This window comes from Pilosibacter sp. YYHA0881 (assembly GCF_051602715.1).
Lineage (GTDB): Bacteria > Bacillota > Clostridia > Lachnospirales > Lachnospiraceae > Alitiscatomonas > Alitiscatomonas aceti.
In genome coordinates this window covers 2,287,721-2,303,344 of sequence record NZ_CP175657.1, presented here as the reverse complement: position 1 = coordinate 2,303,344, position 15,624 = coordinate 2,287,721, and the positions used below count along the sequence as shown (strand labels likewise).

The window sequence follows — 15,624 nt, the reverse complement described above, 5'->3', positions numbered from 1 at the left end:
TATATCACGTTCCCTGGCGCTCTTCCAGATGGCAGGCGCAGAAATGTCCTGGGGCGACCTGGCGCAGCAGGGGCATTTCCTTCCGGCACCGGTCAGTGGCCCACGGACAGCGGCTGGCAAACCGGCATCCGGCCGGAGGATTCACAGGGCTTCCCACTTCTCCCTCCATCCGGATCCGTCTGCCGCTCATGGGCTGATCTGGATCCGTACTGGGGATCGCAGAAAGCAGGGCCTTTGTATAGGGATGGCGCGGATTCTCATACAACTCCCGGCTGTCTGCCATTTCCGCCATCATTCCCAGATACATGACGCCCACCCGGTCAGAAATATGGCGGACCATGGACAGGTCATGGGCGATAAAAAGATAGGTCAGACCCAGCTTTTCCTTCAGCTCGCCAAACAGGTTGACGATCTGGGCCTGGATGGACACGTCCAGGGCAGAGATCGGCTCGTCACAGACGATAAACTCCGGCTCCACAGCCAGAGTCCTGGCAATTCCGATCCTCTGACGCTGGCCGCCGGAAAATTCATGGGGATACCGGGAACGGTACTCCGGTCTTAAGCCAACCAGGGAAAGAAGCTCGCAGACTCTTTCATCCTTTTCTGCTTTAGAAAAATTCCCCCGTGTCTCCAGCCCCTCGGCAATGATATCCCGCACGGTCATTCTGGGGTTTAAGGATGCATAGGGATCCTGGAGCATGATCTGGGCGCGCTTTTTAAATTCGCGCATTTCCCGTTTCCCGGCGCTGTGGACGTCCATCCCGTCAAACAGGACCCGGCCCGACGTGGCCGGATACAGCCCCAGCACAGTCCGGCCCAGAGTCGTTTTTCCGCATCCCGATTCTCCCACGATGCCCACGGTCTCATTGCGGAAAATATCAAAGGACACATGATCCACGGCCTTCAGCTCTTCCTTGGAGCTGAGTCTGAAATATTTACACAGATCCTCGATCCTTACCAGTACCTGCTTTTCTTCCATTATATGGTTCCTCCCTTCCCCAGCTGTTCCGGCTTCGGAGCGTCCGGATGCATCAGCCAGCAGCCGGCGCTGTGGCTTTCGGATTCAGCTGCCATGACCGGGTGCAGCCGGCGGCAGATCCCCATACAGTACTCACATCTGGGGGCAAAGGCACATGCCTTGGGCGGCGCGATCAGATCCGGCGGCGTTCCCTTTAAGGAATACAGCTTTTCCTCGGTCTGGCTCTGGGCCGATGGAACCGATTTCATCAGCGCCCAGGTATATGGATGGACCGCCTTTTTAAAGATCTCACTCTTGGTACCCGTCTCAATGATCTCCCCCGCATACATGACCTGGATCCGGTCTCCTACCTCTGCGGCGATGCCCAGGTCATGGGTCACCAGGATCACCGATGTTCCCATCTTTTCCTGCAGCTCCCGGATCAGCTCCATGATATCTGCCTGGGTAGTCACGTCCAGAGCCGTGGTGGGCTCGTCGGCGATCAGGATCTTCGGCTCGCACGCCAGGGCCATGGCGATCATGACCCTCTGGCGCATTCCGCCGGACAGCTCATGGGGATACTGGCGGATCCTCTTCTCGGGATTGGTGATCTTTACCATCTTAAGAAGGGAAAGGGCCTGTTCCATGGCTTCCTTCTTTTTCATCTTACTGTGGAGCAGAAGGCTCTCTGCGATCTGCTCTCCCACGGTCATGGTGGGATTTAAAAATGTGGTGGGATCCTGGAAGATCATGGAGATATATTTTCCCCTTAATTCGGTTTCTTTCTTCTTTTCCGGCATTTTCAAAATATCCGTGCCATTAAACAGGATCTGGGACCGTTCTCCCACCTCCGAGATCTTTTCCGGCAGAAGCTGCATGATGGCCCGGGCCGTCATGGATTTTCCGCAGCCGGATTCCCCGACCACCACCAGGGTCTCTCCCTTTTTCAGCGTAAAGCTCACATCCCTTACGGCATGAATCCGGCCGGAATATGTATTTAAGTATACGTCCAGATTCCGTACATCCAGGATCACATCTGAATCGTCCCTGGATGTCTCTGTATCAAAATTCGTTTTCTGTTCATTCATTTTGTTCACCTTTTTCCCTTATATCATCACTGTCTCAGCTTCGGATCCAACGCATCCCGCAGGCCGTCTCCCAGAAGCTGGAAGCTCAGCATGGTCAGCGCGATAAAAAATGCCGGGAAAAACAGCTGGTACGGGTAAAAAGCCATGGTCTGCTGGGCATTGGAGGCCAGGGAGCCCCAGCTGGTCATGGGAGCCTGTACGCCCAGACCGATATATGATAAGAACGCCTCGCCGAAAATAAAGGAAGGCACATCGAAGGTCACAGCCACGATGACCACTCCCAGGGTATTGGGGATCAGATGGCGGAAGATCACCTTATACCAGGGTGTTCCCAAAGCCTTCGCGGCCAGAAGATATTCCTGGTCCTTCAGCTGGAGCACCTGTCCCCGGACCAGCCTTGCCATATGGCACCAGCCAGTAAGACACATGGCGATCAGCAGGCTTCCGACTCCCTTTCCTACGATCAGGGACACCAGCACCACCAGGAGAAGATAGGGGATACTGGCCAGGATCTCCACGATCCGCATCATGATGGCGTCGGTCTTTCCTCCAAAATACGCCGCTACGCCGCCGTACACCACACCGATGAGCATGTCGATGGCAGCTCCTGCGATTCCCAGGATCATGGAGATCCGTCCGCCGATCCATACACGGGTAAACAGATCCCTTCCCATCTTATCGGTCCCAAACCAGTGGTCCGACGAGGGGAGCGCATTTTTTTCCGAAAGGCTGACAGCGTCGTAGTCGTAGCCCGTCATTCCAGGCCCCACCACGCACATCACCGCCAGCGCCGCCAGCATAACGATGGCAAGGATGGCCACCGGGTTCTTTCTAAGCCTTCTCCAGGCGTCCTGCCAGTAGTTTAAGGACGGACGCAGGATCACGTCCCCCTCGTCCTGGTCGGACGCTGCCGCAAAATCATCATTTTCAACTGGTATGCATGCCAGTTCTTCAATCGTCTTAATTTCCATCTCTTCCTCCTCTCTGGGATATACGGATCCGCGGATCAATGAATCCATACAGGATATCAACGATCAGAACGGACAGGATATAAAGGGCTGCGATAAAGATCGTCTGTCCCATGACCATGGTGTAGTCCCGGTCCGTAACGGAAGAAACGAAATAGGAGCCCAGGCCCGGAATGGCAAAGATCCGTTCGATCACAAAGGCTCCGCCGAACATTAGGGCGATCTGCGGCCCAAGGAGCGTGATGATGGGAAGGATGGAGTTTTTCAGCACATGCTTCCGGATCAGGCGGAATTTCGACATCCCCTTGGATTTTGCAGTAATGATATAATCCTGGTTCAGCACGTCCAGACAGTTGGCCCGCATATATCTGGCGTATTTGGCCGTAGAGTTAAAGGACAGAGCCAGGGCCGGAAGAACCGTATAAGAAAATCCCTCCCATCCAGTGGTGGGGAACAGATGAAAGCGGATGGTCAGGAAATACTGGAAGCAGGACGCCAGCACAAAGTTTGGCACCGCGATCCCGACCACTGCGATGAACATGACCAGATAGTCCAGCCATTTCCCCCGGTTTAAGGCCGCAACGATCCCAAGGATGATACCGGAGATCACGCCGATGGCAATGGCCTCGGCTCCCAGAAGCCCCGATACCGGCGCATAGGAAGCGATGGTATCCGTAACCTTCCTTCCTCTGTACTTCAGGGATTCTCCCAGATCTCCTTCTGTGAACAGCTCCTTAAAAAACAGCTTATACTGTTCCATGATGGGCTTGTCAAAACCGTACTGCTCGAACACCTGCTGCCGGATCTCATCGGGCAGCTTCTCCGTCATTGCCTCAATGGGGTTTCCCGGGATCATGCGGACCGCAAAAAAGGCAATGGTGGAGACCACAAACAGCGCGATCACTGCATACAGGATCCGCTTTAAAATATATTTTCCCATTTTTTACCTCTTTCCTGCAGACATGGAGCGCTCCCCGCCTGCGTAAAAAAAGGCCGCCGCAGGATCCTTTCCGGACCTTTTGCGGCAGCCTGTTTTTTCTTACTCGATATAGCTGTACTTATAAAGAGTGGAGGAGAATACCGGCTCCATGATATTCTTTACATAATTCTTGGAGTAAGAGATATCTGTGGAGTATGCGTACGGGCAGATGGTCGCTGTTCTTAAAACAAGTGCTTCCGCCTCTTTGTAATCCTTTGCTCTCAGCTCTTTATCCAGGGACTGGCTTGCCTCTGTCATCAGTCTGTCATATTCTTCGTTGGACCAGCCTGTGGGTACTGTCTTAACGCCGGTCATCCAAAGCTGCATCATGGAATACGGATCGTCAAAGTCTGCGCCATAGGACTTGAAGCCCATCTCATAATCCAGTCCTCTGTTTCTCTCCTGGAATACCGGCCACTCAACGGGATCGATCTCTACATTTACGCCCAGAACCGTGTTAAAGGTATACTGGAAGTATTCTGCAATATCCTGGGAGGTGTTTCTGCTCATTAACTGAACGGTCACCTGGGACGGATCCTCGCTCATGCCCAGCTCCTTTAAGCCTTCGATGAGAAGCGCCTTTGGATCTGGATTTTCTTCGATCAGCTCCTGGATGGGCTCGCCGGCCATCTCTCTGAAGTTCACGCCGTCCACCTGCATGGAGTTGGGGATCCAGCCGTATGCCGGCTCCTGCATTCCCTGGTAGACCTCAGAAGCGATCTCCTCTCTGTTTAAAGCGATGGAGAATGCCTGCCTTACCTTCTCGTTGGAGAACAGCTCCACTTCCTGGTTGAAGAACAGGTACTCCGTTCTCGGAAGGCTTACCACCTTCTTTACATAATCCTTATTCTGATCCAGCTTCTCCACCCACTCGGCAGTGGAAACCGGAACCACGTCAATGCCGCCGTTCTCGAACTCACCGATCCTTGCGGTCTCCTCGTTGATGATCTTCATGGTCAGCTCTTCCAGCTTCACAGCATCTGCATTCCAGTAAGAGGGGTTCTTCACATAGCTGATCTTGGAATTATGCACCCACTCCTTTAAGGAGAACGGTCCGTTTCCAACGATCTTATCTGCCTCGGTTCCATAGGAGTCGCCGTTGGCCTCTACGATGTCCTGTCTCATGGGCAGCATAGAGCTTCCTGCACAACTGCTTAAGAAGTAAGGAGCCGGATATGCCAGCTGGATCTCCAGAGTCTTGTCATCCAAAGCCTTTACGCCCACCTCATCAATGCCAACAGAGCCGGCAACGGCCTCTTCTGCGTTCTTGATGAACAGGATATTGCCGGAGATCGGGGATGCGGTCTCCGGATTCAGGATACGCTTGATGGCGTACTCAAAATCCCCGGCCTTTACATCCACGCCGTCTTCCCATTTGGCATCTCTTAAGTGGAAGGTCCAGGTCATCTGGTCCTCGCTGGACTCCCAGGACTCCGCCATTCCAGGTTCTACGGTCTCAGCGCCGTTTTCATCCACACGGATGGCTGTAAGGCCCTCGATCATCTGGGATACCACGGTGGTAGAATACATATCCGAAACCTTTGCCAGATCCAGAGAATCCGGCTCTGCATCCAGGGATACGCTTAAAGCCTGCTTCTTTTCTCCCTCGTCTGCCTTTTCTGTTTCTTTCGCGGTCTCTTTCTCTGCCGCTGTTGTCTCCTTTGCATCAGCCGCTTCTGTGGCTGCCGCTGTTGTTTCTTTTCCTCCGCTGCCGCCGCAGCCGGACAGAACGCCCGCTGCCATGGCCATGGCAAGCAGAACTGCTACCTTTTTCTTCATGTCTTCCTCCCCAAAATTGTACGTTTTGTATATATTTTCTGGTTATTGAACCACAGACACTATATCAACGCCATACCTGTTTGTCAACTTTGAAAAATCTATCAAGTTGACATTCACTTATAGATTTTCTCTATTTCCCCCTATGCAGCCCACACAAATGATGATATAATAAAAGGACAGCTTTAGAAAACAAATGGGGTAGAGCTATGGTAATGCAAAGGAAAACGGAATCAACAGACGCAGCGGGCTTTGAAGAGCCCGCTTTCTTTTTTGCTTTGCCAATTTGAAGGGAGAAAGAATATGACAAATGAAAAAATGAAGAAACGGGTCATGGAACTGCTTCTGGTGCTGGCCGGAAACGTCCTCATGTCCATCGGTGTAGGCGCCTTCGTGATCCCGGAGGAGCTGATGAGCGGCGGGGCCACCGGTCTGGGACTTCTGGCCGCCCACTATTTCCACATTCCTGTGGCCGTGTTCCTGGGCGGCTACAACGCCATTATGTTCGTGGTGGGCGCACTCACCCTGGGAAAACATTTTGCGGTCACGACGCTGATCAGCAGCTTTCTGTTCCCGTTCCTTTTAAGCCAGATCCAGCTTGTGGTCACTGAGCCGCTCACTGCGGATCCCATGCTGGCCACAGTCTTAGGCGGCCTTCTGATCGGAGCAGGCATCGGCCTGGTGATCCGTGCCGGTTCCTCCACCGGAGGAAACGACGTTCCTGTGCTCCTTCTTAAAAAGAAGCTGGGGATCCCCCTGTCTGTGTCCATGTACGGCTTTGATATCGTGATCCTCCTTTTCCAGATCCCTTATTCCCAGCTGGAAAAGGCCCTGTACAGCATCATCCTCATCATCCTGTATTCCATGATCGCCGATAAGGCCTCCACCATGGGAAAGAGCCGGATGCAGGTACGGATCATCAGCAAGGACTACCAGAAGATCACCGATGCCATCAAGACCCAGATCAACCGCGGCGTCACCCTGTACCACATCGCCGGAGGCTATACGGGAGAGGAATCCTGCGAGGTCATGACCATCCTCACCTCCAGGGAGTTAAACGAGCTCAGCGATCTGGTCACGGAGATCGATCCCAAGGCCTTTATGACCATTGCCCGTGTCAACGAGGCCAGAGGCCGCGGCTTCTCCATTGGGAAGATGGAGCCGTAGGACCTCTCCGCCGGGGGCTTTGCTCTGATATCTGAATATTTCTAATACTGTGCAAACAAGGAGCCAAAGCCCCCGGTATGAAGATAGCACACGGCTCCCTTTGCCTTCCCTTTTCTGATCCAGTCCTTCATTCCAACAACAACCTTACTGTTATAAATATTTTCAATAAAAATGCCCTCCTGCCTTGAAAAGCGCAGGATCTCCTCCTTGCTTTCCCTGGTATCCATGCCCCATCCGGCTCCTCTGTACAGATCAGATATCTCAGCGGTCTCCTCCACAGCTGCCTCCATTGTAATCCCTGTAATTTTCTCTGTCTCATGTATGGTTTTCTCAATGTGCCGGATCAGGGTATCCCGGTCATCCTCCACACTTATAATCACGATGCGGAACGGCCTGCCGAGCATTTCATTCCCATAGATCAGACCGGCGGCTACGCCTCCGTTTCCTCCAGGAGCAAAGATCGTCATGTTATGGATCTGCATTTCCTCACATTGCCGCTTCATTTCACGTACAGCGGCAGTATAGCCCAGTGCTCCACGTCCAGTCGTCGCCCCGTTTCGCACCACATACGAAGGAATCCCAGCCTTTTCATAGGAAGCTGCCAATTCCTCTGTATATGCATTCCTTTCACTGGAATCACAGCTCCCTAAAAAATGGGAAACCGTTCCAAGAAGCCCGTTAAGCAGAAGATTTCCCTCTTTTTTCTCCGGCTCCTCTCCATTATGCACCAGCTCACACTCCAGCCCCAGCCTGGCACAGGCCGCCGCCGTCAGCGTACAGAGATTCGATTGCACAGGCCCCGCCGCCAGGATTTTTTTGCATCCTATGGAAACCGCCTCCCCAAGGATATATTCCAGGCTCCGGACCTTATTCCCTCCCGGTCCAAGCCCGGTCATATCGTCTCTTTTTATATAAGCCTGTACATCTTTATATTCCGAAAAACCAGAAAGTGCGTGAAGCGGCGTAGGCGCAGCCAGTAGCTGTACCCGCTCCGTCCGGTCCAAAAAATCTTCGATCCGCTCTCTCATATCTCCTACACTCCTTATAAATGAAATATTGGGGCAAAAGCCTTTTTTACCCCCTCTGATGCAGCGTGTAATCCATAATTCCAGTATAGCATAGCGAGCCTCACTTAGACAGACCGATTCTTGCAATTCAGAATTTTTTCTTATCGGCTGTTTGCAGCTTCAACACAAGACTTCCAGATGCGATTAAGCAATAAAAAAAGTCCCAACCCCACATCCCTAAGTCTGCAAAATCGGAACCTTTCAGTGCGCCTTCGGGGGCTCGAACCCCGGACAAATAGATTAAGAGTCTACTGCTCTACCAACTGAGCTAAAGGCGCTTGGTATTTTGTTTTTCTGTGTCTCTGTGTTATCTCCTTGACACGTCCATTATTATATGACAAGGTTCCGAAAAAGTCAACACCTTTTTTTACTTTTTTTTTAAACTTTTTTACGTTTTCCCAAAACGCTTCCATCACCCCCCTCTCATATGGTAAAATAAGGGCCATAAAACAGGAAGGAGGACGGCTTATGTTGGAGGTTTCCGGAATCTGTAAGTCCTATGGAAAACACAGGATCCTAAACGGCGTCAGCTTTTCAGCCGGGCCCGGCCAGTGCGTGGGAATCGTCGGAACCAATGGCTGCGGAAAGACCACGCTTCTGTCGATCCTGGCGGGAGCCCTGCGTGCAGACAGCGGGAGCATCCGCATCAATGGGACCGAGATCCGGGGAAGGTCCGGGGCTGCCGCTGACCTTACGGCCTATGTTCCCCAGGAGAACCCGCTGATCGGAGAGCTGTCGGTAAAAGACAACCTGCTTTTATGGCACCGCGGAAGCCGGAAGGAGATGGAGAGGGATCTGACAGAGGGCTGCAGCTCTGTCCTGGGGATCGGCCCCATGCTGAAGAAGCGGGTGGATACCCTGTCCGGAGGCATGAAAAAGCGCCTCAGCATCGCCTGCGCCCTTTCAGGCCGCGCTCCTGTCCTCATTATGGACGAACCAGGAGCCGCCCTGGACCTGGAATGTAAACGGGATATACAGGCCTATCTGAAAGCCTACACGGCAGACGGAGGGACTGTGATCCTTACCTCCCATGAAATGGAGGAGCTGGCCCTGTGTACCAGTATGTACGTCTTAAAGGACGGAGTTCTGACTAAGACCAGAAACAGTCTCTCAGCCGAAGAGCTGATCCGACAGTTTCAATAAACAGAAATGGAGGAACTATATGATTTGTTTTAAATGTGGAGCAGAAATTCCCGAAGGAAGTACCATTTGTCCCGTATGCCATGCAGATCTGACCCTGGAGTTTGCCCAGACGGATCCCCAGGAGACCGGATCCGTCTCCGGCGGAGACAGCCCTGCCTCTGAAACAGCCCCGTCCTCCGGTTCTCTCCCCTCTGTACCGGAGGAACCAAAGCCCGGAAAGAAAGGGATGAAGATTCTGATCGCCGCAGGCGTGGTGGCAGCCGCAGGAGCGGCAGCGGCCTTTGCCTTCACTCAGATGAACGCCAAAGATCCCAAGGAAGCCGTGGTAGATGCTTTTCAAACAGCCTTTTCCCACGAACAGGTATCTCCAGCTGAGGATATTTTCGGACTCAGCCAGTTTTCCAGCGCTTCTGTCTCCTCTGATGCAGAAGCAGGTCTGACCTTAAGCCTGGACAGCAGCTCCATGGAAGAGCTGAACGCCCTTACCGGCGGCGGTCTCCGCATTTCCAGCCGGAATGATGTTTCAAATAAGAAGAGCGATGCCAACGTGGGAGTCGTTTACAATGGCATGGATGTGGTAAACCTGGATCTTTATTATGGAGACCACACGCTGATGGCCGCCATCCCGGAGCTGTCGGAAAAGGTCCTCACCATGGATCTGGGAGACGGCCTGGCAGACCGGATCAAAAATTCCCCTGCCATGAGCCGCCTTCTGGATGAAAACGGCATCTCTGCCGACGCGGCAGCCGCTTATCTGACGGAGGTCACTGCCCTGGCCGAAGAAAATGCCGCTGCGGGAGGAAACACGCTGGATCTTCCCGCCCTTATGGACCGTTACAGAGAGGGCTGCAAGGCCCAGGAAAATTTCAAGGCGGCGCTGACCGTGGAAAAGACTGATAAAAGCACCGTTACTGTCAATGGACAGGAAAAGGAATGCCGCGGCTACTCTGTGCTGGTCAGCAAGGCGGCGCTGATCGACTTCTTGCGGACCTCCTCGGACTTTTTCCTCCAGGATGACGCCTTGAAAAACCAGTACCTGCGCCAGCTGGAGCTGACCGTAAAGCTGAACGGTCTCATGGGCGGCTCTGTTCCCGCCACAGCCGAAGAGCTTCAGGCAGACGCCTACGAGGAAGCAAAGGCAGCCGCAGACCAGATGATCCAGGCCCTGGACGCGTCCCTGACGGACATCCAGATGACCGTATACCTGGATAAGGACGGCGTGCTCACCTCAGTCCTGGGCTCCACTGTAATAAACGGCGGGATCACAGGCAGCGACGGCGACAGCCAGACCGTTCCCACTGAGGTGGCCTTTGAAGCTGTGTTTGAAGGCGGCGCATACCCGCTCCAGAACCTCACCGGCCAGCTCACCATCGGAAGCGGCGACGACGCCATGGCTCTATACCTGGTAAAGCAGGGTGTTTATGACGATAAAAAGCTCACCTGTGACGCTTCCCTGGATCTTGTGTCCGGCTCCGGAGACAGCGCTCCGTCTGTTTCCATCCTGTATTCCGGCAGCTACATAACAGAAAGCGGCGATTACCATATTTCCCTGGAAGCCGTGGAAAACGGATCCCAGCTCTTTAAGATCTCCGCCTCCGGCATCGTAAGCCAGCTGGAAAAGGGAACGAGCATCCAGGCGGATATCGACTCCCTGGAGATCTCCACCGCTGACTCTTCCCTGATCTTCAGCGGCAATTACTATTTTAAACCTCTTTCCGGCGAGATCGCTCCCCTGGAGGGAACTCCCATGGACGTTCTGGCCGCCACTGAAGAGGACTGGTATTCCCTGATCATGGAAGGCGCTTACGGGTTCATGGAAGTGGCCGACCGGCTGGGAATCCCCTTATATTAATATGAAGATACGTCTGTTTTATCTGAAGCTGGAATTAAAACGGGCGCTGAAATGCCTCCCTCTGATGGCAGCCGGGGCAGCCGTACTGATGTTTTTCATGGGTGCGGCTGCCCTTCTGGCAGGCAAGGCCCTGTACGGCGGTCAGGCGGCGGGGCGGATCACCGTCGGCGTAGCTCTTCCTGAAAACGACATTTTAGCGAAGCAGGTGACCTCCATGCTCAGCTCTCTGGAAAGTGTAAAAAGTATCTGTGATCTTTCCTACATGAGCCGGGAGGAGTGTCTGGAAGGGATGGAAAACGGAGAGCTTCTGGCCGCCCTGCTGGTGCCGGAGGGCTTTGTCCAGGACATCATGAGCGGCGTCAACACACCGGTCTCCGTGCTTCTTCCGGAGAACGCCGGAGTGGAAAGCCGGATCTTTAAGGAGCTGGCCGATGCGGGGGCGCAGACCTTAAGCGCCGCCCAGGCCGGGATCTACGCCGGGGACGAGGTCCTGGACCAGTTTCACTGCTCAGAGGCCAGGGCACAGCTGGAGCGGGATCTGAACCGCCTGTATCTGGAATACAGCCTCCCCCGCGGTGAGCTGTTCCGGAAAACGGCGGTGAGCGCCTCGGGGGATGTAAAGCCGGTGGTCTTTTATGCCATCAGCCTTTTCATCCTGGCCCTTATGCTGTCAGCCATCCCTGTTTCGGGCTTTCTCCAGCCCCTGGATCCTGTGCTGCGCAGACAGCTCCTCCTGGCCGGCGTCGGTCCCGTTTCCATGATCCTCTCCCGGATCCTGGGGCTGGCCCTTCTCTATATGATCCTTCTCCTGTCTGCCTCCTCCGCAGCTGTCCTTACAGGCGCCATTCCGTTTTCCTCCGCACTTCCCGCAGCGCTTCTGCTCTTAAGCGTTTCTGCGGCATCCCTGGCTGTATGCGCCTTCCAGGCGGCGGGGAACCGGATGGGAGGCGTACTTTTTCTGTTCCTGGGAGCCACAGCGCTGCACTTTTTTTCCGGCGGGATCCTGCCCCTGGTGTTCCTTCCCTCTGCCTTCCAGAAGGCGGCCCCGTTCCTTCCGCCCTATATTTTCATTGAGACTGTAAAAATGGCTGTCACCGCCCACTGGGAGCCCTGGATCTTTGCGGCGCTCCCGGCAGTTTTCCTGGCGGGAACTTTCATAAGCCTGGCATTTGAGGTAAAACGCCCATGAAAAAAGTCATTCTATGGTTTTTCTTATGCTGCAAGCGATATCTGAAGCGGATCCCGTTTCTGCTCCTTCTGGCCGCCCTTCCTCTGACCGCCCTCGCCGCATCCAGGATGGAAAACGGGAAGGACGGTACGGTACGGATCGCCGTCTGCTGTCTGGATCCAGAGCCGGCCAGCCTGGGAAACCGGTTAAAGGAGAATCTCCTGGCCCGGGATACGGGACTGTTCTCTTTTTATCCATGCGAAAATGAACAGCAGGTACGGGACCATGTGGCCGCCCGGAAGGCAGAGTGCGGATATCTGATCCCCGAAAACCTGGAACAGAAAATAAACAGCGGACGCTTTAAACGCTCCATCACCGTTTTTTCCGCTCCCTCCACCATGACGGCCTCCCTTTCCACCGAGGTGGTATTCTCAGAGCTGGCCGCCATCCAGAACAAGGATATCCTGGAGGATTACGTGGAGCAGGGCGCCGCCTTTGACGCCCTGGGGGCTGCGGGATCCCCGGAACGGAAAAAGGCCTCCGGACAGGCCGGAGACCTTTATAAGGAACGGATGGAGGACGGCAGTACCTTCCGTTTTGAGTATGTATACACGTATTCGCCGGGACAGACCGGAAACGGCTCCGGGGAGACCGGGACCGCAGCCCCTTCCCCAGGCCTCTTTCCAGTCCGTGGGCTGACGGCCGTGTTCCTTTTTATCACTGGACTTTACAGCGCGGTCACAGCCGCAGAAGACAGCCGCAGGGGGCTTTTTACCCCTCTTCCGGTCCGTCTCCGCCTTTCCTGCCGCTTCGCCTCCCTGGCGGCTCCTGTGGCCCTGGCGGCCCTGTCCGGACTTTCTGCGGTGCTCCTCTCGGGAGGACCGGGAATCTCATCCGGCGGTGCGGCGGCCATCCTCCCGGAGGCGGCGGCCATGGCCCTTTACGCCCTTGCCGTTTCCGTTTTCTCCATGGCCCTGGGAGCCATCCTTAAAACGCCGGAGGCCCTGGGCGCTGCGATCCCCTTCTTCATCATCGGAAGCCTGGTCTTCTGCCCCGTATTTTTTGATGCAGAACGGCTTCTTCCCGGGCTTGGACAGGCCGGAAGGCTCTTTCTGCCTTATTACTACCTCCGAGGCTTCTTCCACTGGCCTTAAAAGCCAGTGGAACGGCCCGCGCTTATAAAACCGAATCCAGGAGCTTTCTGAGGTCAGAGGCGCTCTGAAGGCCCACCTTCCGCTCCACAGCCCTGCCATCCTTAAAAAGGATCAGCGTGGGAACGTTCATAACGCCGTAGCGGCCTGCGATATCCATGCTCTCCTCCACATCCAGCTTTCCGATCACAGCCCTTCCCTCATACTCCTCCGCCAGCTTTTCCACTGCCGGAGCCATCATTTTACAGGGGCCGCACCAGGTGGCAAAAAAATCCACAAGAACAGGTTTATCCGAACCCAGTACCTCTGTGTCAAAATCAGCGGCTGTAAACATTTTTTCCATATGCATTTCTCCTTTATGATTTTTATTTTTTTGTTTTTTTACCCTTTCCGCAGAGCGCGGCGCTGGCCTCGTCAAAACACTTTTTAAACCGCAGCACTGTGCGGTCCAGCTCCGTCTTATCGCAGGTTGCCCTGGCTAGGCTCCTCCGGATCCTGGTCTTTATGTCCATAAACGCTCCATGGCTGTTTTCTCGTAATATTGTATGCAGGCCGGCACCTTCTATCCTTTTAAAAAGAGAACTCTTATTTTTTTCTGGACGCCACCAGCTTGCAGATGGGCTTTCCCTCTGAGCAGAACTTTGTCTCGTACTCGGTCATCACATTCCCCTCCGCCATTTCGCTGTTGTGAAGATCGAAGGTGTGGGCATCCACCGTCCATCCGGCTTCCGGAATGGACTCCAGGGAGTACCGGAACAGGTCCTGGTTGTCGGTTTTAAATTCGATGATCCCGTCTTTTTTAAGGATCTGATCATAAATAGGAAGAAACCGGTCAGAGGTCAGCCGTCTCTTGGCGTGACGGTCCTTGGGCCACGGATCCGAGAAATTCAGATAGATCCGGTCCACCTCTCCGGCATCAAAAACGTCCGCCAGCTCCAGGGCATCGATCCGCATGAAGTAAATGTTGGACAGCTCCAGCTGGGACCGCTTCTGGAGCCCCCTTAACAGCACGCTGGAATACCGTTCAATACCAATGTAATTCACATCCGGATTCTTTTCCGCCAGTTCCATGATGAATTTTCCCTTTCCCATACCCACCTCGATACGGATCGGATTCTGGTTTCCAAAAAATTCATGCCATTTTCCCTTTAAGCCCTGGGGATCCTGGATCACATAGGGGCTTTCTGCGATCTGCTCTTCTGCGCCTTTAATATGGCGTAATCTCATATTTTTATGTCCTCCTGATCTGTTTTCATCTGTTTTTTGTATCTGCTATTTTACCATCCTGTTCCTGTATTTGCAACAGCGGCCATGGACAGAAGCGTGTGCTCTGGAATGGAGGCTTCAAAAGCTGTTATCGTTTTTTGGAATATTTCCACGAATGTTCACAAATTGTTAATGCAAATTTTTCATTTTTCATTTATAATAGGATTATAGAGTGACAATATGGAGGAAATATCTATGGCAAAAGTAGATAATCCCGGTATCTGGGAAAAAATACAAAAAAATGTCCAGGAAACGGAACGCCTCATGGGCCAGAAAAAATACAACCAGTCCATGATCAAGGCCCGGCAGACCCTGGAATATATGGTAAAATTAAAATGCGATCAGGCGGGGATCGTGGAAAGCTCCCTGGATCATATGATCCATGAGCTTTACGACGGCCAGTGGATCAGCAAATCCACAGCCGAGCACTATCTCCAGATCCTTTCCATCGGCAACAAGGCCGCCAGGGAAGGGGATAACAGCGCCTACAACGCCAACCAGGCCTACCACGTCCTGTCCCAGGAGATCTACTCCTTTACGGACGCCGACAAGGCTGCGCCCAGACCGCGCCGCTCCCAGACCCAGAGCCGCCAGGCCGGAAGCAGAAAAAAACAGCCCTCCAGGGGTGGGCTGGGACTGAATCCTGCGGATATGGTAAAGCTTCTTGTGCCTGTGGTGCTGATCGTCGTTCTGGTGCTGGTGATCCGGCTGCTGACGCCGGATAAGGATCCCACCGATGAGACCGTGGCCTCCATCCCCACCACCGCAGCCACCACAGAAGCCACCACCGCCGAGGCTCCCACTGAGGAGACCTCCGCAGAGACCGTCTCCTATAAGACTACGGATACCTTAAACGTCCGGAAGGAGCCGTCCACCGATGCCGACCGGATCGGAAAGCTGGATCCCGGCGCGTCTGTGGAGTACATCCGGGACCACGACGATTTCTGGGCCGTTATCCTCTATAACGACCAGGAAGCCTACGTGGCGAAGCAGTATCTGACCGCCGGGGAATGATCCGAAAAACCGCCGGGCAGCTAAACA

At 54.0% G+C, this 15,624-nt stretch carries 16 protein-coding genes and 1 tRNA gene; 6 read left to right on the top strand and 11 right to left on the bottom strand.

The window, feature by feature from the left end; translation table 11 throughout:
- Positions 1–4 precede the first annotated feature (4 nt).
- The 5 genes from ACI6NM_RS10770 to ACI6NM_RS10750 all read right to left on the bottom strand — a co-directional run bounded on the left by ACI6NM_RS10770 (position 5) and on the right by ACI6NM_RS10750 (position 5,772).
- On the bottom strand, positions 5–979 hold the full coding sequence (locus ACI6NM_RS10770) for an ABC transporter ATP-binding protein (RefSeq protein WP_262427682.1): 975 nt from the start codon (positions 977–979) through the stop codon (positions 5–7).
- On the bottom strand, positions 979–2,046 hold the full coding sequence (locus ACI6NM_RS10765; RefSeq protein ID WP_262427683.1) for an ABC transporter ATP-binding protein: 1,068 nt from the start codon (positions 2,044–2,046) through the stop codon (positions 979–981). Before ACI6NM_RS10765 ends, ACI6NM_RS10770 begins: the two co-directional genes overlap by 1 nt.
- A gap of 26 nt (positions 2,047–2,072) precedes the next feature.
- Entirely contained in the window at positions 2,073–3,017 is a 945-nt protein-coding gene (locus ACI6NM_RS10760; RefSeq protein ID WP_262427684.1) for an ABC transporter permease, read from the bottom strand.
- Positions 3,007–3,954 carry an ABC transporter permease gene (locus ACI6NM_RS10755; RefSeq protein WP_262427685.1) on the bottom strand — a complete coding sequence of 316 codons (948 nt, stop codon included), beginning with the start codon at positions 3,952–3,954 and terminating at the stop codon, positions 3,007–3,009. Before ACI6NM_RS10755 ends, ACI6NM_RS10760 begins: the two co-directional genes overlap by 11 nt.
- Positions 3,955–4,053: 99 nt before the next feature.
- Positions 4,054–5,772, bottom strand: a complete 1,719-nt coding sequence (locus ACI6NM_RS10750; protein ID WP_262427686.1) for a peptide ABC transporter substrate-binding protein — start codon at positions 5,770–5,772, stop codon at positions 4,054–4,056.
- Positions 5,773–6,072: 300 nt separating this feature from the next.
- Between ACI6NM_RS10750 and ACI6NM_RS10745 the strand changes: the two genes are divergently transcribed.
- A complete protein-coding gene (locus tag ACI6NM_RS10745) occupies positions 6,073–6,936 on the top strand; it encodes a YitT family protein (protein WP_215654423.1) in 864 nt (287 codons plus the stop codon).
- Positions 6,937–6,977: 41 nt separating this feature from the next.
- Here ACI6NM_RS10745 and ACI6NM_RS10740 read toward each other — a convergent pair whose 3' ends face one another.
- The 3 genes from ACI6NM_RS10740 to ACI6NM_RS10730 form a co-directional block, all read right to left on the bottom strand.
- Positions 6,978–7,964, bottom strand: a complete 987-nt coding sequence (locus tag ACI6NM_RS10740) for a 1-aminocyclopropane-1-carboxylate deaminase/D-cysteine desulfhydrase (RefSeq protein ID WP_262427687.1) — start codon at positions 7,962–7,964, stop codon at positions 6,978–6,980.
- Positions 7,965–8,208: 244 nt separating this feature from the next.
- Positions 8,209–8,281, bottom strand: a tRNA-Lys gene (locus ACI6NM_RS10735).
- Positions 8,252–8,416, bottom strand: coding sequence for a hypothetical protein (locus ACI6NM_RS10730; RefSeq protein ID WP_215654432.1), 165 nt, complete (start codon positions 8,414–8,416; stop codon positions 8,252–8,254). The genes ACI6NM_RS10735 and ACI6NM_RS10730 overlap by 30 nt, the downstream gene beginning before the upstream one ends.
- 55 nt (positions 8,417–8,471) lie before the next feature.
- On the opposite strand from ACI6NM_RS10730, the gene ACI6NM_RS10725 reads away from it, so the two are divergent.
- From ACI6NM_RS10725 to ACI6NM_RS10710, 4 genes are read left to right on the top strand one after another with little or no spacing between them, the layout of a single operon-like run.
- Positions 8,472–9,146 (top strand): ABC transporter ATP-binding protein, encoded by a 675-nt coding sequence (locus ACI6NM_RS10725; protein ID WP_262427688.1) that lies wholly within the window; start codon positions 8,472–8,474, stop codon positions 9,144–9,146.
- Positions 9,147–9,165: 19 nt separating this feature from the next.
- Complete coding sequence (locus ACI6NM_RS10720) at positions 9,166–10,998, top strand: zinc ribbon domain-containing protein (RefSeq protein ID WP_262427689.1); 1,833 nt, start codon at positions 9,166–9,168, stop codon at positions 10,996–10,998.
- A 1-nt stretch (position 10,999) separates the two neighbouring features.
- Positions 11,000–12,187 carry an ABC transporter permease gene (locus tag ACI6NM_RS10715; protein WP_262427690.1) on the top strand — a complete coding sequence of 396 codons (1,188 nt, stop codon included), beginning with the start codon at positions 11,000–11,002 and terminating at the stop codon, positions 12,185–12,187.
- Positions 12,184–13,320 (top strand): ABC transporter permease, encoded by a 1,137-nt coding sequence (locus tag ACI6NM_RS10710; protein WP_262427691.1) that lies wholly within the window; start codon positions 12,184–12,186, stop codon positions 13,318–13,320. Before ACI6NM_RS10715 ends, ACI6NM_RS10710 begins: the two co-directional genes overlap by 4 nt.
- A 22-nt stretch (positions 13,321–13,342) precedes the next feature.
- Here ACI6NM_RS10710 and trxA read toward each other — a convergent pair whose 3' ends face one another.
- The 3 genes from trxA to trmB all read right to left on the bottom strand — a co-directional run bounded on the left by trxA (position 13,343) and on the right by trmB (position 14,544).
- Entirely contained in the window at positions 13,343–13,660 is a 318-nt protein-coding gene (trxA, locus tag ACI6NM_RS10705; RefSeq protein WP_330599956.1) for a thioredoxin, read from the bottom strand.
- Positions 13,661–13,682: 22 nt separating this feature from the next.
- Entirely contained in the window at positions 13,683–13,829 is a 147-nt protein-coding gene (locus tag ACI6NM_RS10700) for a hypothetical protein (RefSeq protein ID WP_022274270.1), read from the bottom strand.
- 73 nt (positions 13,830–13,902) lie between these two features.
- Positions 13,903–14,544 carry a tRNA (guanosine(46)-N7)-methyltransferase TrmB gene (gene trmB, locus ACI6NM_RS10695; RefSeq protein ID WP_158360223.1) on the bottom strand — a complete coding sequence of 214 codons (642 nt, stop codon included), beginning with the start codon at positions 14,542–14,544 and terminating at the stop codon, positions 13,903–13,905.
- A gap of 234 nt (positions 14,545–14,778) precedes the next feature.
- Here trmB and ACI6NM_RS10690 point away from each other — a divergent pair, with 234 nt between their 5' ends.
- Positions 14,779–15,597: an SH3 domain-containing protein gene (locus ACI6NM_RS10690; protein WP_022274268.1), complete on the top strand. Its 819-nt coding sequence runs from the start codon at positions 14,779–14,781 to the stop codon at positions 15,595–15,597.
- Positions 15,598–15,624: the final 27 nt, after the last annotated feature.

Excerpts from the sequence above, each read along its gene's own strand:
- ACI6NM_RS10770 (WP_262427682.1), bottom strand. The coding sequence starts at position 979 with ATGGAAGAAAAGCAGGTACTGGTAAGGATCGAGGATCTGTGTAAATAT.
- ACI6NM_RS10765 (WP_262427683.1), bottom strand. The coding sequence starts at position 2,046 with ATGAATGAACAGAAAACGAATTTTGATACAGAGACATCCAGGGACGAT.
- ACI6NM_RS10760 (WP_262427684.1), bottom strand. The coding sequence starts at position 3,017 with ATGGAAATTAAGACGATTGAAGAACTGGCATGCATACCAGTTGAAAAT.
- ACI6NM_RS10755 (WP_262427685.1), bottom strand. The coding sequence starts at position 3,954 with ATGGGAAAATATATTTTAAAGCGGATCCTGTATGCAGTGATCGCGCTG.
- ACI6NM_RS10750 (WP_262427686.1), bottom strand. The coding sequence starts at position 5,772 with ATGAAGAAAAAGGTAGCAGTTCTGCTTGCCATGGCCATGGCAGCGGGC.
- ACI6NM_RS10745 (WP_215654423.1), top strand. The coding sequence starts at position 6,073 with ATGACAAATGAAAAAATGAAGAAACGGGTCATGGAACTGCTTCTGGTG.
- ACI6NM_RS10740 (WP_262427687.1), bottom strand. The coding sequence starts at position 7,964 with ATGAGAGAGCGGATCGAAGATTTTTTGGACCGGACGGAGCGGGTACAG.
- ACI6NM_RS10730 (WP_215654432.1), bottom strand. The coding sequence starts at position 8,416 with ATGGAAGCGTTTTGGGAAAACGTAAAAAAGTTTAAAAAAAAAGTAAAA.
- ACI6NM_RS10725 (WP_262427688.1), top strand. The coding sequence starts at position 8,472 with ATGTTGGAGGTTTCCGGAATCTGTAAGTCCTATGGAAAACACAGGATC.
- ACI6NM_RS10720 (WP_262427689.1), top strand. The coding sequence starts at position 9,166 with ATGATTTGTTTTAAATGTGGAGCAGAAATTCCCGAAGGAAGTACCATT.
- ACI6NM_RS10715 (WP_262427690.1), top strand. The coding sequence starts at position 11,000 with ATGAAGATACGTCTGTTTTATCTGAAGCTGGAATTAAAACGGGCGCTG.
- ACI6NM_RS10710 (WP_262427691.1), top strand. The coding sequence starts at position 12,184 with ATGAAAAAAGTCATTCTATGGTTTTTCTTATGCTGCAAGCGATATCTG.
- trxA (WP_330599956.1), bottom strand. The coding sequence starts at position 13,660 with ATGGAAAAAATGTTTACAGCCGCTGATTTTGACACAGAGGTACTGGGT.
- ACI6NM_RS10700 (WP_022274270.1), bottom strand. The coding sequence starts at position 13,829 with ATGGACATAAAGACCAGGATCCGGAGGAGCCTAGCCAGGGCAACCTGC.
- trmB (WP_158360223.1), bottom strand. The coding sequence starts at position 14,544 with ATGAGATTACGCCATATTAAAGGCGCAGAAGAGCAGATCGCAGAAAGC.
- ACI6NM_RS10690 (WP_022274268.1), top strand. The coding sequence starts at position 14,779 with ATGGCAAAAGTAGATAATCCCGGTATCTGGGAAAAAATACAAAAAAAT.